At 51.6% G+C, this 16,736-nt stretch carries 14 protein-coding genes; 3 read left to right on the plus strand and 11 right to left on the minus strand.

The annotated features are described in order from the left end of the window. Nucleotides 1-21: 21 nt before the first annotated feature. The 5 genes from mutL to ACTRC3_RS03105 form a co-directional block, all read right to left on the minus strand. Nucleotides 22-2,088, minus strand: coding sequence for a DNA mismatch repair endonuclease MutL (mutL, locus tag ACTRC3_RS03085; protein ID WP_440321481.1), 2,067 nt, complete (start codon nt 2,086-2,088; stop codon nt 22-24). Nucleotides 2,089-2,092: 4 nt separating this feature from the next. Next, on the minus strand, nt 2,093-4,699 hold the full coding sequence (gene mutS, locus ACTRC3_RS03090; RefSeq protein ID WP_440321483.1) for a DNA mismatch repair protein MutS: 2,607 nt from the start codon (nt 4,697-4,699) through the stop codon (nt 2,093-2,095). An 11-nt stretch (nt 4,700-4,710) separates the two neighbouring features. Continuing rightward, nucleotides 4,711-6,459 carry a pyruvate kinase gene (pyk, locus tag ACTRC3_RS03095; protein WP_440321485.1) on the minus strand — a complete coding sequence of 583 codons (1,749 nt, stop codon included), beginning with the start codon at nt 6,457-6,459 and terminating at the stop codon, nt 4,711-4,713. Nucleotides 6,460-6,595: 136 nt separating this feature from the next. Then, nucleotides 6,596-8,818 (minus strand): CotH kinase family protein, encoded by a 2,223-nt coding sequence (locus tag ACTRC3_RS03100; RefSeq protein WP_440321487.1) that lies wholly within the window; start codon nt 8,816-8,818, stop codon nt 6,596-6,598. Nucleotides 8,819-8,990: 172 nt separating this feature from the next. Then, the gene (locus ACTRC3_RS03105) at nt 8,991-10,259 is read right to left on the minus strand and encodes a diaminopimelate decarboxylase (RefSeq protein WP_440321488.1); all 1,269 of its coding nucleotides are present in this window, start codon (nt 10,257-10,259) and stop codon (nt 8,991-8,993) included. Between the two features lie 209 nt (nt 10,260-10,468). Here ACTRC3_RS03105 and ACTRC3_RS03110 point away from each other — a divergent pair, with 209 nt between their 5' ends. From ACTRC3_RS03110 to ACTRC3_RS03120, 3 genes are read left to right on the plus strand one after another with little or no spacing between them, the layout of a single operon-like run. Next, nucleotides 10,469-10,639: a spore coat associated protein CotJA gene (locus ACTRC3_RS03110; RefSeq protein ID WP_178039297.1), complete on the plus strand. Its 171-nt coding sequence runs from the start codon at nt 10,469-10,471 to the stop codon at nt 10,637-10,639. After that, nucleotides 10,636-11,013 carry a spore coat protein CotJB gene (locus ACTRC3_RS03115; protein ID WP_440321489.1) on the plus strand — a complete coding sequence of 126 codons (378 nt, stop codon included), beginning with the start codon at nt 10,636-10,638 and terminating at the stop codon, nt 11,011-11,013. The genes ACTRC3_RS03110 and ACTRC3_RS03115 overlap by 4 nt, the downstream gene beginning before the upstream one ends. Nucleotides 11,014-11,029: 16 nt before the next feature. Then, on the plus strand, nt 11,030-11,656 hold the full coding sequence (locus tag ACTRC3_RS03120) for a manganese catalase family protein (protein ID WP_440321491.1): 627 nt from the start codon (nt 11,030-11,032) through the stop codon (nt 11,654-11,656). A gap of 96 nt (nt 11,657-11,752) precedes the next feature. Here ACTRC3_RS03120 and ACTRC3_RS03125 read toward each other — a convergent pair whose 3' ends face one another. The 6 genes from ACTRC3_RS03125 to ACTRC3_RS03150 form a co-directional block, all read right to left on the minus strand. After that, the gene (locus tag ACTRC3_RS03125; protein WP_440321493.1) at nt 11,753-12,592 is read right to left on the minus strand and encodes a DegV family protein; all 840 of its coding nucleotides are present in this window, start codon (nt 12,590-12,592) and stop codon (nt 11,753-11,755) included. Then, a complete protein-coding gene (locus ACTRC3_RS03130; protein ID WP_440321494.1) occupies nt 12,589-13,029 on the minus strand; it encodes a MarR family transcriptional regulator in 441 nt (146 codons plus the stop codon). The genes ACTRC3_RS03125 and ACTRC3_RS03130 overlap by 4 nt, the downstream gene beginning before the upstream one ends. Nucleotides 13,030-13,184: 155 nt before the next feature. Continuing rightward, nucleotides 13,185-14,234, minus strand: coding sequence for an aldose epimerase family protein (locus tag ACTRC3_RS03135; protein ID WP_440321496.1), 1,050 nt, complete (start codon nt 14,232-14,234; stop codon nt 13,185-13,187). A 20-nt stretch (nt 14,235-14,254) separates the two neighbouring features. Beyond that, the gene (locus tag ACTRC3_RS03140; protein WP_440321498.1) at nt 14,255-15,043 is read right to left on the minus strand and encodes a formate/nitrite transporter family protein; all 789 of its coding nucleotides are present in this window, start codon (nt 15,041-15,043) and stop codon (nt 14,255-14,257) included. 96 nt (nt 15,044-15,139) lie between these two features. Beyond that, a complete protein-coding gene (locus tag ACTRC3_RS03145; protein ID WP_440321500.1) occupies nt 15,140-16,021 on the minus strand; it encodes a rhomboid family intramembrane serine protease in 882 nt (293 codons plus the stop codon). A 129-nt stretch (nt 16,022-16,150) separates the two neighbouring features. Further along, nucleotides 16,151-16,378, minus strand: a complete 228-nt coding sequence (locus ACTRC3_RS03150) for a LysM peptidoglycan-binding domain-containing protein (RefSeq protein ID WP_349165340.1) — start codon at nt 16,376-16,378, stop codon at nt 16,151-16,153. Nucleotides 16,379-16,736 lie beyond the last annotated feature (358 nt).

Below are 16,736 nucleotides of genomic sequence, written 5' to 3' on the forward strand. Positions count from 1 at the left end.
ACACTTCTAGCTTTTCCATATTTACACGATTCGCTTGAATTTCTTTTCAATCTCCTGCTTCGACATGGAGATAATCGTAGGCCGTCCATGGGGGCAGTTATAAGGATTATCCAGTGTCAGAAGCTCCTCGATCAGCTCCTTCGCCTCCGCCGTGGACAGACGCTGGTTGCCCTTGACTGCAGCCTTGCAGGACATGGAAGCGATCTTATCCAGAATCATCTCGGTGTTTTTTCCGCTGACGTATTCCAGATCGTCTAAGATCTCCATGAATAAGTCTTTTTCCGCCAGCCCGTACAGATTGGCCGGAACAGCGCTGACCGCGTATTCCTTGCCGCCAAAGGGCTCGATCTCGAAGCCCAGCTCCTGAAAATAGTCCTGATATTCGGCAAGCTTCGCCGCCTCCTGCATATTCAGGGTCAGGATCAGGGGCGGGCTGACCATCTGAGACGTGATCTCCTTGTTCGCCAGCGTTTTGACCGTCCGCTCGTACAGAACCTTTTCGTGGGCTGCATGCTGATCAATCATGTAAAATTTATCTTCGAACTGTACCAACCAGTAAGTTTCAAATAACTGACCAATGATGATAATGTCGGATTTTGTCTTGGGATTCAGGAGTCGGTGGTCGAAGAGATCCTGCTGCTCATATGCTGTGTCCGGGGCCTTCTCTATCCGAGTCACCCGGTACACGCCATCCTCCCGCAGAATCCCCGGCTCCACAGCACGCTCCGGTACAGGTGTTTTCTCTTCCGCCTGTACCACCGGCTGTTCCTGCTGCCGTTTTTCTATCTTTGGCTCCAGCATCGCCAGCTCCTCATTACTGAAGATCGAATCCTCCTTCAGCACTGGCTTCGCTTCTACCTGCTTCGCTACCTTCTTCTCCTCAAATTCCGCGTTGACCCGCTTTCGCATCTGAGCCATAAAATATTCCAGATTCCGCTCCTGCGGGGTCGGGGTCTGCTCCGGTTTTGCCACCGGTGCTGCCGCCGTGCTTTTCTGCCGTGTCAGACTGCTGAGCGGATTTACCCCATTTCCCGGAACGGGCTCTGCCGTCTCTTTCTTCTCCGGCTCCTCTTCGACCAGCTTCACCTCTGGAATCAGCTCCCGTCCCATAAGCCCCTGATGCACCGTTTCTCTCACGAACCGGTACAGCTGCTCCTGGTTAGAGAATCGTAACTCCATCTTCGTCGGATGCACATTCACATCCAGGAGCCCGCCGTCTATCGTAAAATGCAGCGCCGTAAACGGGTACTTATGCTGCATCATGAAGGTCCGATAGCCCTCTTCGATGCCCCGGGCGATCACATTACTCTTAATATATCTTCCATTGATAAAATAGTTCTCAAATCCTCTGTTTCCCCTGGACACCGCCGGTTTCCCGATAAAGCCCGTAATCCGCACCGGCCCCTGCTCTGCGTCGATCTCCGCCAGATTGGCCGCGATCTCCCGGCCATAGATATGGTAAATCACATCCTTCAGGTTATGATTGCCCGAGGTGTGAAGCTTTGTCTGTCCATTGTTGATGAACTGGAAGGAAATGTCAGGACGGGACAGAGCCAGACGCTCCATCAGATCGCTGATATAACCGGCCTCGGTCATGGGGGACTTTAGAAACTTCCGCCTGGCCGGGGTGTTATAAAAGAGACTCCGCACCAGAAAGGTGGTGCCGTCCGGCGCAGCCATATCCTCCAGCTTCTTCTCCGCGCCGCCCTCGATGACATAGCGGACGCCAGCGTCCGCGTCCCTGGTCTTCGTAATCAGCTCCACCATGGCGATGGACGCGATACTAGACAAGGCCTCACCGCGGAATCCCAGAGAAGCCACATGAAACAGATCCTCCACCACCCGGATTTTACTGGTGGAATGGCGCAAAAAGGCAACTGCCACCTGGTCGCGGTCGATGCCGCTTCCATTGTCAGTCACCCGGATAAAGGAGGTGCCGCCGTCCCGGATTTCCACCGTGACCGCCGTAGCCCCCGCGTCGATGGAATTTTCCACAAGCTCCTTGACCACGGAGGAGGGCCGTTCGATGACCTCTCCCGCCGCGATCTGATCGATTGTTTTCTGATCCAGTACCTGAATATTTGCCATCCGATCACCACCTGTTCTTAATCTTATTCTGCAGCCGATAGATGGTATTGAGCGCGTCCAGCGGCGTCATATTACCCAGATCCATGTCCCGGATCTCGGTAATGATATCGTCGTCCTTCACCGTATCGAAAAGGGAGATCTGCTCGGACTCCATGCTCATTTCCACCGGCAGGGCCTTCGGCTTCAGAGAAATATCCGCTTCGCTTAACTCCTCCACCAGCTCCTTTGCCCGGGCAATGACCGGCTCGGGCACGCCCGCCAGCTTGGCCACCTGGATGCCGTAGCTTTTATCCGCGCCGCCCCGGATGATTTTCCGCAGGAACACAATGTCGTCGCCCTTTTCCTTGACGGCGATGCAGTAGTTATTCACGCCCGCCAGGGAGCCCTCCAGCTCAGTCAGCTCATGGTAATGGGTGGCGAACAGGGTCTTGGCCCCGAGAATCTTCGGATTGCTGATGTATTCAATGACCGCCCAGGCGATGGCCAGGCCGTCGAAGGTGCTGGTTCCCCTTCCGATCTCGTCGAGAATCAGAAGGCTGTTGCCGGTGGCGTTCCGTAAGATATTCGCCACCTCTGTCATTTCCACCATAAAAGTACTCTGTCCGGAAGCCAGGTCGTCAGAAGCGCCCACACGGGTGAAAATCCGATCTACGACGCCGATCTTCGCGCTGTCCGCCGGAACGAAGCTGCCGATCTGAGCCATCAGCACGATGAGAGCCACCTGGCGCATGTAGGTGGATTTTCCGGCCATATTCGGGCCGGTGATGATGGAAATCCGTTTGGCGTTATTATCGAGATATGTATCGTTGGGAATGAACATGTCGTTATCGATCATCTGCTCCACCACCGGATGGCGGCCGCCCTTGATGTCGATGATTCCCTTTTCGTTCATCTTCGGGCGCACAAAATGATTCCGCTCCGCCACAAAGGCCAGGGACGCGAACACATCCACCATGGCCACAGCCTTGGCAGTCTTCTGAATCCGCAGCACCTGGGAAGCAATGTTGTCCCGCAGCTCGCAGAACAGGCCGTATTCCAGAGCTGTCAGCTTCTCTTCGGCCCCCAGAATCGTATCCTCCAGTTCCTTCAGCTCCGGCGTAATATAGCGCTCCGCGTTGGTCAGGGTCTGCTTGCGCATCCAGGTCCCGGGAACCATATCCTTGTAGGAGTTGGTGACCTCCAGATAATAACCGAATACTTTATTGTACTTGATTTTCAGATTTTTGATACCTGTCTTGTCCCGCTCCTCGGCCTCCAGCTTTGCCAGCCAGCTCTTGCCCTCGGTCTTGGCCTTCCGGAAGCGATCCACATCCTCATGATAGCCGTCCTTGATGATGTCGCCGTCCCGGATGGAGATGGGCGGATCCTCCTGAATAGCTTTTTCAATCATAGCCTGGATATCCGTCAGCGTATCCAGATCCTCCCGCAGCTCACAGAGAAGCGGAGAGGAAAAATCTTCCAGTAATGTGTGGATATGGGGCAGCATTTCCAGAGATGTCCGGAACGCAATCATATCTCTGGGATTGGCTGTCTTATAACTGATACGGCCAATCAGACGCTCCAGATCATAGATGGGATTCAGGTATTCCCTCAGCTCTTCCCGACTGATTACATGCTGATTCAGCTCCTCGATAGCCGCATGGCGCTTCTCGATCTCCGCCCGGTCAATGAGGGGCTGCTCCACCATGCCCCGAAGGGTTCTAGCCCCCATGGCGGTCTTTGTCTTATCCAGCACCCACAGAAGCGAGCCCCGCTTCAGCTTTTCCCGCAGGGTCTCTGTCAGCTCCAGATTTCTCCGGCTGGAGCTGTCGATGATCATGTATTTGCCGATGGTATAGGTCTTAAGGTGGGTCATATGGGTCAGGGGCTGCTTCTGAGTCTCATAAAGGTATTTCAACAGAGCGCCCGCTGCGATCATACCACAGCTTAAATCTGTAAGGCCAAGTCCCGCAAGATTTGCTGCCTGAAAATGCTCCAACAGGGTATTTTTACATAATTCGTCGTCAAAATACCATGACTCCAACGGGTAAAGGGCGATATTCAGACGGAACTTCAGATCCTCCAGGTCCACGCCGCTCATGGAAAATGCCTCGTTGCAGATGATCTCCGCAGGGGCAAATTTATTGATCTCATCCAAAAGCTTCCGCTCTGAATCCACCTCGGTCACCAGATAATCGCCGGTGGTAATGTCCGCTGTGGAAATCCCGTAACGATCGGACAGATAAACGATACACATCAGATAATTATTCTTCGTCTCATCGGCGGTGCTTAAGTTTGTACCCGGCGTCACGATGCGCACCACATCCCGGGCCACCAGGCCCCTGGCTTCCTTCGGATCCTCTATTTGCTCGCAGATGGCCACCTTATAGCCTCTGGACACCAGCCGGTTTAAGTATCCCTCTACAGCATGATAAGGAACGCCACACATAGGTGCGCGTTCCTCCAATCCACAACTCTTTCCTGTTAATGTCAGTTCCAGTTCCCGGGACGCGATCTTCGCGTCGTCAAAAAACATTTCATAAAAATCGCCCAGACGATAGAATAGTATGCAGTCCTTGTATTGCTCCTTGGTCTTCAGGTACTGCTGCATCATGGGTGTCAGTTCCGCCATGAATTTTCCTCCTAGCTGTTGCTGGAAACGGTTCCGGTCTCCGCATCCACCTGTACCACAGCTCCGCTCTTCAGTATTTCCGTCGCGTTGGCCGCGTTCACTATAACCGGAATATCCAGGGTCAGGCCTACGATGGCCGCATGGGAATTGCTTCCTCCATGCTCCGCAATGACTGCCTGGGCGCTTTTGAGCTCCGGCAGCATCTCATTGGTAGTCTCCGGTACAACGACGATATCGCCGGCCGCGAAATTTTTCTTCAATTCCTCTGCGTCCTTCGCCACACAGATCGGGCCGCAGACCTTCTTCTTGGTATAGCCCTTACCTTTGACCAGAATCTTACCCGCTACCTGTACCTTGATCAGGTTCGTGGTTCCGGTCACGCCAAGGGGTACGCCCGCGGTCAGAACCGTCAGATCACCTCTGGATACCAGACCGGCCTCCTCTGCGGCAGCCACCGCGCTGTTGAACAGAGCGTCCGCATCCTCCTCCTTCGGGAGAAGCAGCGGCTGTACGCCCCAGTACAGGTTCAGCTGACGGCATACGTAATCATCCATACAGCAGCCGATGATCATGCAGCCCGGATGATGCTTGGCTACCATTCCCACCGTACGGCCGGACTTGGTGACTGTGATAATCGCCGACGCGTGCAGGTCCACGGCTGTGGTGCAGGTCGCATGGGAAACGGCGTTGGTGATATCCGTACGATCTTCGATGCTCCGGCGCTTGAAACGCTCATCATAATCAATATCCGCCTCGGTACGCAGGGCAATCTTCACCATGGTCTTCAGGGCCTCTACCGGATACTGACCGGAAGCAGTCTCGCCGGACAGCATAATGGCACTGGTACCCTGGTAAATGGCGTTGGCCACGTCAGAGGTCTCCGCACGGGTTGGGCGCGGATTCTTCATCATGGAATCCAGCATCTGGGTAGCAGTGATAATCGGCTTGCCTGTCTCAAAGGCCTTGCGGATCAGCTTCTTCTGGATACTCGGCACCTCTTCTAAGGGAATCTCCACGCCCATGTCGCCGCGGGCAATCATGACGCCGTCGGCCACGCGCAGGATCTCGTCCACATTTTTAATACCCTGATCATTTTCCACCTTGGCAATGATCTTGATGAAATTACAGTTGTTTTCTTCCAGGATCCGACGGATCTCCAGAATATCGTCTGCAGTCCGGGTGAAGGAAGCAGCGATGTAATCAAAGCCCTCTTTCACCGCAAACAGAATATCGTCCTTATCCTTTTTGCTGATAAACGGCATCTTCAGCTCGACGCCCGGCACATTAATACCCTTCTTATTGGAAACGGTTCCACCGTTCTCCACGCTGCAGATGATCTCTTTCTCGGTCACCTTTACAACCTTCAGGCCGATGAGACCGTCGTCGATCAGGATGGAATCGCCTTCCTGTACGTCTTTTACCAGGTTTTTGTAGGTAATGGAGACCTTTCCTTCATTTCCAAGCACATCCTCGGTGGTCAGCACGAAGGTCTGTCCCTTCTTCAGCTCTACCTTTCCTTTTTCAAATTCGCCGGTCCGGATCTCCGGTCCCTTTGTATCCAGAAGCAATGCAACAGGCAGCCCCAGCTCTTCCCGGACCTTCTTTACACGCTCCAGCTTTCCTCTCTGCTCCTCATGGGTTCCATGGGAGAAATTCAGTCTTGCTACGTTCATGCCTGCCAGCATCAGTTCACGAATCACTTCTTCGGATTCGGAGGCAGGTCCCAGAGTACAGATAATTTTCGTTTTTCTTAATTTCATGGTCATCTTCTTCTCACTCCTGTTTTCTTTTCTCTATCTTTTCCATTTTACCCGCCCATTATAACACCAGAAAAGAAGCGCCGTCAAGAAACGGCGCTGTAAAAGTTATCGAAAATTTATCTGTATTTTTTTACCTTTATTTAACAAAATAGGCGTAATTGGAAATGGCGTTTGTATAGTCTCCCTCCGTTGTTCCATCCGGGTTCACAAGCCATTCCCCGTCCGCTCCCTTAAGCCGGGCCTGCGCCACATTGCCGCCGGAGCGAAGCGCCGCGTTTGGAACTTCAAACACAGCTTTCCCATCCTCAAGGGACGCCGTATAAAAGTTTGTGCCATTTACCTGCAGGGACACCGCCGTACCTTCCGGCACCTCTGTCTCCACTACAATCCGTACATTTCCCCGTTCGGACGTCTGATCCACTTCCGATATCCAGGTCAGGCTGGAATTGGCATAATATCCGAAGGATTTCCGCAGGCTTTCCACAGACGCGAACTGCTCATCCATCCAGGACAGCCGTTCCTTCATAAAGCGCTTGAGCTCCGTAATTCCCTCGTCAAATTTCTGACCCTCGAAGGTTCCCATGCAGCCGCCCCAGCGGGCGTCGTTGGCCTTCGCTGCCGGACGTAATTTTTCCGCATACTGATCGATGGTTCCGCCGTCCCGGATCAGCTCCTCCAGCACGGTTTCCCTTATTGTCTGATACTTTTCCCAAAGCAACATCAGAAAATAAGGATCCCGGATCAGATAGCGGTTCCATTGTACTATCTGGTAGTAAGCCTCGTTGGCATAGTAGGCGCTGGTGGTACACCACTCTTTTGTATACCAGGTGTTCAGTGTGTACATACTGTTGCCCCAGCCCCAGTCGTAATCCCAGGCCGGTCCCAGGGACCAGAGACCCTCCAGATCTTTGTACAGATATACGCTGTTCTTCATGGCGTCCCAGTTCATGGTAAATTCGCAGAGCAGAAAATTCGTCAGAAGGGAATCCATATCTATCAGTTCCGAATAATGCTTTCCGTCATTTTCACTGTCCTGATATTCCCGTTCTTTATAGGAAACGCCTTCCCGCGCGAACTGATTCGCATAATTGCAGTATCCTTCCTCCGCCACTTCGTAGTGGATATCAGACTCGTGATAACAAAAATCGGAAGAATGAAGGGCGTATTCCAGCGTCTGGATCTGTCTGCCTATCTCCGCGCGCAGGGTTTTACTGGTCTCCCCATTCTCCGGATCTGCAAATCCAATAGGCTCATGGTAGGCCGTCGTAAGCGTACTGTGGCGGTTTCTGGAATCCAGCTCCAGAAGCACGCCGCCTGTGGGCTCAGGAATTTTTTCTCCGTCCAGATAGTCTGTGACGGTAAATCGGGTGGGATAATCTGTGCCGTTCGCCGCGTTCCAGTCCGCCAGACCGGCTGACTCAAACACGCCCGTATCAATCCAGGACATATCCCGCTCCAGCTCCTCCTGCAGGACATTTCGGAATCCCTCCCGATAAGCCGCCGCGTCCTGCCCCGCAATATTCAGATCCTTTGCGATTCCCTTTGCGATCTGTTCCGCCAGTTCTCTCCAGTTATAGATATCGATCCGATTCTTCCCCACACGAATCTGTTCACAGAGCTGATAGACTCCATAATATTCCCCATTGTAAATCAGGGTCACCTGCCGGGAATCCATGAAGTACTCCGCTCCCAGATCGGCAGACAGGCCATAGGCCAGCTGATCCCGCAGCAGCGTGGAATCAATGGCATTGGCCAAAAGTACCCAGTGGCGCTTTTCTCCCATTCCCAACAGTCCGCTTTTTTCATCCAGATGAAGCTTGAAGGGTCTCTTCGGCAGCTCTGCCGTACTGTTTCCCCGCAGGTGAATGGTTCCGGTTCCCTGGTAAAGCTCTTCCGGGGAATAACCCGGGCCTTCCAGACTCACTTCCACCGCTGTGTCTGTCTCCTTTTCCACCTCTTCATAAGCCGTATCACTATTCAGGGACAGAACAGGAAGCACACTGAAATACCTGGAATCCTCATAGACGCTGCCATCCTTCAGCGTCACCTCCACCCGGATAAACTGCTCCACATCCTCCGCCGTCGGCGTATAACCGCACAGCTTTTTCTCCCGCAGCCGCTCTTCGCTTCCCGCATACCAGACGCAGCTTTTTACATCCCGATTGCCGACGTGGAACACATCCAGCTTCAATTCCCGTCCAGCCTCCACGCAAGAAGCCAGGATCTGGACATCTCTGTCCTTGTATTCCGTATAAATATGTTTGTAGACGCACATTAACAGAATCGCGCCCAGCACCAGCGCTCCATAGCGAAGCAGCCGGTAGGGTGAGCGCTTCCATTTTCCTGTCTTTATCTCCATCGTATTCTCCATCTGCAGCTTCATTTTCAGCAGGTTATTCTATGCTAACTATATATTATTACAGATTTACAGTCAAAACCCAATACACAATCCCAGCTATCTGTCCGTTATTTTTCATTTTATGCAAAAAGGACAGGCCCTTTTGAAAGGCCTGTCCTTAAAAGCTTTGTATTTATACCAGATTTTTGATGATATCGAAGCAGTCGAAGGTGGCGAAATAATCCTTCGGAGTCTCCGCCCGACGGATAAGCTGGGCGCTGCCGTCCTCTTTTAAAAGAATCTCAGCGGATTTCAGCTTGCCGTTGTAGTTGTAACCCATGGCAAAGCCGTGCGCTCCGGTGTCGTGAATTACCAGGAAATCACCCCTGTCTACCTTGGGAAGCGGACGGTCGATGGCAAACTTATCGTTGTTCTCACAAAGGGAACCGGTCACATCGTAGATATGGTCACAGGGCTCATTTTCCTTGCCCATCACAGTAATGTGATGGTAAGCGCCGTACATGGCCGGGCGCATCAGATTTACCGCGCAGGCGTCTACGCCAATATACTCTTTATAAGTGTGCTTCTCGTGGATGGCTTTTGTCACCAGGCAGCCGTAGGGCCCCATCATGAAACGGCCAAGCTCTGTGTAGATCGCCACGTCGCCCATGCCCGCGGGAACCATGACCTCTTCATATACCTTGCGGACGCCCTCGCCGATAACGCGGATGTCGTTGGGCTCCTGATCGGGACGGTAGGGAATACCCACGCCGCCGGACAGGTTGATGAAGCGGATGTCCGCGCCGGTCTCCTTCTTCAGGCGGACTGCCAGCTCAAAGAGCACCTTGGCCAGCATCGGATAGTAGTCATTGGTAACGGTGTTGCTCGCCAGGAACGCATGGATACCGAAATGCTTCGCGCCCTTCTGCTGCAGTACCCGGTAAGCGTCGAATAACTGCTCCTCGGTCATGCCGTACTTGGCGTCGCCGGGATTGTCCATAATGTCGTTGCTGATCTGGAAGATTCCGCCCGGATTGAACCGGCAGCTGATGGTCTCCGGGATATAGCCCAGAGTCTTCTCCAGGAAATCAATGTGGGTATAGTCATCCAGGTTAATGATGGCGCCGATTTTTGCCGCGTAAGCGAACTCCTCAGCCGGAGTGTCATTGGAAGAGAACATGATATCATCGCCCTTGACGCCAATCTCATGGGACAACATCAGCTCTGTCATGGATGAGCAGTCGCAGCCGCAGCCGTACTCCCGTAAAATGTTAATCAGAAACGGATTCGGCGTAGCCTTTACCGCGAAATATTCTTTATAGCCCTTATTCCAGGAAAATGCTTCCTTTAAAGCCTTTGCATTCTCACGGATCCCCTTCTCGTCATAGAGATGAAACGGGGTCGGATAGGTTTTTGTAATCTCCTGTAACTGCTCCAGTGTTACAAACGGTTCTTTTTTCATTGGTGACGTTCCTCTTTTCCTAGTTTGATCTGGTTTTTATCAATAAAGTCTGCAATTTCTACAGTTTGCTCCTGACTATTATAACCATATTTTCTATCGTTTGTAAATGAAATTAGAAATTTCACAGATTTTTCTTTTTTTCATAAGATATCAGGAATAGTTTTATGGAAAGGAATCACTTCATGGCGGATTATCGAAACCAGAATTCCATGCGCTGCTCCTGTATGCGGGATCCTCTGCGCGGTCTTGCGCTGGCCATCGCCTATGTGCCCTGGCAGTACTGGGATCAGACCTACGACCTGGAAAAAGCCCTGCAGTGCGGGACCATATTTCCGGAGTTAAATAAACCATTTTCAGGAAAGCGGGGTGGCTGCAGATGATGAGAAATAATTGTCAATCGCCCGTAAGACCCTGTCCCCAGCCAAGAAATGCCACCGGCTGTCCCATACCGACGGTTCCCCAGAGTGGCCCCGGCCCGGTTCGTCCCAGGGACTCCTGCTCCTGCAGCGATCTTTCGAAGGAACAGCTGCTCCGCCGCATCGCCACCACCGGCTTCGCCTGCGTGGACGCCTGCCTCTATCTGGACACTCATCCGGAAGACACGGAAGCCATCGCTTATTTTGAGAAACAGAACCAAATGTATCGGGAAGCTCTTCATGAATATTCCACCCAGTACGGCCCGCTGACGCTGTCCCACGTCCATAATCCGAAGGATTACTGGACCTGGGCAGACCAGCCGTGGCCGTGGCAATAGAAGGGAGGACGCGCTTATGTTTAATTATGAAAAACGGTTGGAATATCCCATTCACATCAAGGAGACGAATCCGAAGCTGGCGAAGGCGATTATTACCCAGTATGGAGGCCCCAACGGCGAGCTGGGCGCTTCCATGCGTTATCTGTCCCAGCGGTATACGATGCCTTATAAGGAATGTATGGCAACACTTACGGATATCGGCACCGAAGAGCTGGGGCACTTCGAAATGATTGCCACCATCGTCCATCAGCTGACCCGGAATATGTCCATGGAAGAACTGAAGGCCTCCGGCTTTGAGGACTATTATGTGGATCATACCCTGGCGCTCTGGCCCCAGGCGGCTTCCGGGACGCCCTTTACGGCTGCCATGTTCCAGTCGGTGGGCGATCCGATTACAGATCTGACCGAGGATATGGCAGCAGAGGAAAAAGCCCGCACCACCTACGACAACATCTTACGGCTTTGCGTGGATTCTCCGGACGTCACCGACGCCATCCGGTTCCTGCGGGCGAGAGAGGTTGTACATTTCCAGCGATTCGGTGAAGCCCTCCGGATCGTGCAGGATAAGTTAAATTCGAAGAACTTCTACGCCTTTAACCCGGCATTTGATACGGGAACCACCGGCTGCGGATGTAATTCCTGATTGCGTTTTACAGGCAGCAAACCGATGGAAAACTAAGTTTCTACTTTGTATACACGAAGGGGGAGCTGCTTTACGCAGTTCCCCTCTTTTCGTACATTATGCTTTCTCCACATATATAATTCCAAAAGCGTTCGGTCCGATATGGGTACCGATGGCTGCGCCAATCTGCAGCCGGCCCATGGTTTCAATTCCATGATTTTTTAACTTTTCTTCGAACTGTCCACAGTTCTCAGTACCGCTGGTGTAGATGGAATATTTCGGCCAGGCGTCGTCCACCGGATGCTCCTCCAGCCATTTCAGCATAAAGCTCACGGCCTTATTTTTTCCGATGGCTTTTCCGATAACGCCCACGCCTCCCTCTTCGGTCAGTGTAATCAGGGGCTTGAGCCTTGCCAGTTCGCCGATCATGGCCGCTGTTTTGCTGATACGGCCTCCCTTTTGCAAAAACTCCAGTGTATCTACCATGGCGATAGCGTGTACCCTGGTCTTGAAAACGTCCGTCCGCTCCGCTACTTCCGCAGCGCTCTTTCCTTTCTCAATGAGTTCCTGCGCATAATCCGCCAGAATCTGGATCACACCCGTAGCTGTCAGGGAATCAATGAGATAAATCCCCTCATAATCCACCATTTGTTTTGCCAGTACCGCGCTCTGGTACGTGCCGCTTAAAGCGGACGACAGGAGAATCGCCACAACCTCATCCCCATTCTTCTTCGCCTGCTCAAACAGTTCCAGAAAGGCCTGGGGCGACGGCTGGGAAGTCTGCGGGAATTCGCCGCCGTTCACCAGCAAATCGTAGAACTTATCCTTCGTCAGATCCACGCCGTCCCGATATTCCCTTCCGCCGATATTTACGCTGATGGGTACAAATAAAAAGCCTTTTTCCTCCGCTTCCTTCTTCGTCAGCTCCGAAGAAGAATCTACCAATATCTTTATCATCCAATTACCTCGTCTGCCATATTTGCAATCAGGTCGAAGAGCTTTACGATTTCCTCGGAGCGGTCCCAGCCGATCCGGTTCATCAACTCGTCCACAAATTTCAAGATTCGCTCATGCTCCCGCTCGTAACTTTCCGCCCTCTCCATCCGAAAGGTCACATAAAGCTGCCGCTTATCCCGCTCCGAACGAGTCCGTATAATCAGTTCTTTCTTCTCCAGACTGTTCAGAATCCGATTCATCTGGGATTTCAGAATCTTCGTCGCATTACACAGATCTGTGGCCGTAAGCTCCTCCGGCTTTTCGCTCTTCTGATTCCGGTACAAAATGCCACAAATCAGAAATTCATTGTACGGCAGTCCGGATACCAACCTCTCATTGTTAATCGCCATTGATAATTTCAGCCAGCCCTTCAGGACCTCTTCTCTGGTCGCTTCCATCCTTTGCTCCTCCCTCCTGCATGCTTCATATTCGTTCACAAAATGAACAGTTCACATAGTAAACTATTAATTTCAGACTGTCAAGTACTTTTTGCAGAATTCAAAAGGGAGCACAGGCCAAATAGCCTGCGCTCCCCGCTTTTCCGTTCTTTTTTCTATTTTACTATCGAAAACTGATATCCGGTCTTCGTCCGGTACACCTCGCCCGCTTTTACAATAGGACTCTTGAAATTCTCATGATGGCAGGCGTCCGGGAAGTACTGGGATTCAAAGCAGACTGCGCTTCGTCTCACATACGTATGGCCACCCTTTCCCCCCTTCTCGTTCTCCAGGAAATTAGCGGCATACAGCTGGATACCGGGAGCGTCCGTGGACACCTCCATGCAGATACCGCTCTTATCGGAAATGAGTCTGCCGCACAACGCGTATGTTCCCTCATTCTTCAATACATAATTGTGATCGTAGCCGCCGGCCAGCTTCAGTGGCTCGTAGTCCGCGTCAATCCGCTCGCCGATGGTATGTTCTGTACGGAAATCCATGGGTGTGCCCTCTACGCTTCGGATCTCGCCTGTAGGAATGAGTCCCGCATCACCCGGTGTAAAGGCGTCTGCGTCCAGCCATACCTTCTGCTCCAGCACCGAATCAGACTCCTGACCGTCCAGATTAAAGTAGGAATGATTGGTCAGGTTAAAGATGGTATCCCGGTCTGCCTTACCTTCATAAGCAATCTGCAGCTCACCGCCATCCGTCAGTGTGTAGGATACGGTGATATCCGCATTGCCCGGATACCCCTGATCCCCATCGGGACTATGTAGGGAAAACTCTACCTTATTGTCGTCAGCGATGATCGCTTTCCACATTCTGGTAAAATACATATCCGGGCCGCTGTGCAGGTTGTTCTCGCCATTATTTTTCACAAGTGTGTAATCCTTGCCCGCAATGGTGATAACGGCCCCTCCGATACGGTTGGCATTCCGGCCCACGACAGCTCCCAGATCCGGTCCGTTGACCTCATAGCCCGCTACATCTTCATAGCCCCAGACCACATCACGGAGCGTGCCGTCCTTATCCGGCACGTGAAGCTCCGCCAGTACCGCGCCCAGATTCAGGACAGCCGCCTTCATGCCTTTTCCATTTTCCAGTATGTATTTCTTTACCTTCTGTCCGTCCTTCGTGGTGCCGAATTCTTCCACCCGAATGCTCATACTTTACCCCTTTTCATTCTTTAGTCTTTTTTGGTTCCTTTTAAATACAGATACCAGTATACGATGCCGATAGCTGCTCCGCCGATAAGGTTGCCCAGAGTTACCGGCAGCAGATTCTTCGTCAGCGCCGCGCCCAGATTCACAGCTGTGTTACCCACGCCGTAGATAGAATTACTGAAGATGCCTACCATCAGATAGTACATATTCGCAATGCTGTGCTCGAAGCCGGCCATAACGAAGATCATAATCGGAAAATAAAGTCCCGCAATCTTGCTGGCTACGGTCTTACCCGCAAAGGACATCCAGACAGCCAGACATACCATCATGTTGCAGACGATGCCGCGGAATACAGCGTCGCCGAAGCTTAAAGCCACCTTGCCTGCCGCCACAGACATCACCACATCCAGAAGTCCCTTGTCAAGCAGAGACGGGCTGTGTCCGAAAGCTACCAGAAAAGCCAGGAGCGAAGAGCCTGCGAAGTTACCAAGGTATACGAAAACCCAGTTTTTCAGAACGCCGGAGAATTTCACTTCTCCCTCCAGAAGCGGAATAACCAACAGACAGTTGCCGGTGAAAAGCTCGCTTCCCGCAATCAGTACAAGAGCCAGTCCCGCCGGGAACATGCAGGCGCCAACCAGCTTGCCCAGAGCTCCGCCGATGGTCGCCGTTGCCATCTCATAGGCGATACCGCCGATACCGATGAAGATACCGGCCATAATGCCGAGGATAAACAGCTTGAGCGGCGGTGTATTCACCTTTCCTTTTCCGATTCCCACATAATTTTTTGCAATTTCCGCAGGTGTGTTCATGAAACAAAACCTCCTTTTTTATTTGTTAAAATTATAACGTTCTCGTAAAGGTATGACCATCGTACAATGTGTATGAATGAAGTCTACTTTGTATGTCTATTTCACATGCTCATGCGTAAACAGATGATCCTGACAATACTCATAATTGCCGTTGCACTTGGAGCAGTACCGGAATACCAGATCGTCGCCGTCCTTCTCCGTCCTGCCACAGACTGCGCATCTGTGAACGCTGGCCCGTTTCTCGCCCTGCTGCACGCTCCGGTTATATACCTGTCTTCTGTGTACCTCCTTCGGGGAGTACCGACGCATGGTTTTCATACTGAAGAAGAAAATCAGGAAGTTGCCAAGGGACACCAGAGCCATAACCGCATAAGCCGGATGGGCGATGATGCCTGCCTGATACAGAGTCAGAAGCGTCTGAACCGAAAGATACGGTGCTGCAAATCCCGCCACGATAGTTACGCCAAAGTACACCGCATTGATGATACCAAGCCATTTTGCCTTAATCGGAATGATAAAAAACAGCAGGAACTGCATGTTCGGATAAGTGGCCGCAAAAGCGAAAAACAGCGAATAGTTCAGATAATAGGTGCCGAACATGGGGCCAATATTCGCACCGAACACGTAACAGCTTAAGAAAGCTGCCACCACATGAAGCAGCATACCTGTCAGCAGATACAGGTTAAAGCGAAACGCGCCCCACTGCATCTCCAGCACCTTGCCGATGGAATAATACAGGTACATGCTGATCAGGAAGAAAAACAGCCCTGTGGAAGGTGGGTAAATGATAAAGGTCACGATTCTCCAGATCTGGCCGTGCAGGATGGCGGTGGGATCGAGAGACAGGTATCCGGTATAGAAATCGGGCGCCACCACATTAATCACATACCCCAGCGCATAAAGAATAATCACATAATACATCAGATTGTGAATCGCGTAGCGGCCATATTTTTTCTCCAGCTTGTCTATCCAGTTCATAAAAAATAATTCATCCTTTCCTATCAAAAATGTCTGTGACACAAGATTTCCGGGCCGTGGAAACTGTATTTCCACGAATCCCGGAAACATTTTCAGACAATTTTATTATAGGCGGGAAGCCTCTGTTTGTCAACCGGAGGCAATGGTCTTTCCTTCTCCCCTCTCTTTTTCCGGAGGCACCTGCCGCGGACGCCGACGCAGGGGAATACACACCTCGTCCCCCACCTGCAGGTTGTAGACATTGATGTAGGGATTGACGTAAAGAAGCGCCCCGAGAGGCACCCGGTAACGGCGGCTTAAGGCATAGAGAGTGTCCCCTTTTTCGACCGTATGCAGAAATCCCATGCATTTTTCCATAAAATCCGGTTCCTTTTCTTCCTATTTATATACATTTACTGTATGCAATCCGGAAAATCCTGTTACCTCTGCGCCTTTTTGTTAAACTTTCCATAAATTGTTTATATTTTTTTTATTTGATTTCAAAAATTTTGTGTCGTATAATGTACATTAGTGTCTAAGAAACCTTTTGCTGTCATTTAGAAAAGGAGGGAGGCGGAGAAATCCGCCGTATATTTTTTATGAATAATTCAACTATCTATACACTGGGAATCGACATCGGTTCCACCACTGTAAAAGTAGCTATTTTAAATGAGAAGCAGGAGCTTCTCTTCTCTGATTATGAGCGCCATTTCGCCAACATCCAGGAGACCCTGGC

The sequence above is a fragment of the Laedolimicola sp. genome (assembly GCF_051972735.1).
Classification (GTDB): Bacteria; Bacillota; Clostridia; order Lachnospirales; family Lachnospiraceae; genus Laedolimicola; species Laedolimicola intestinihominis.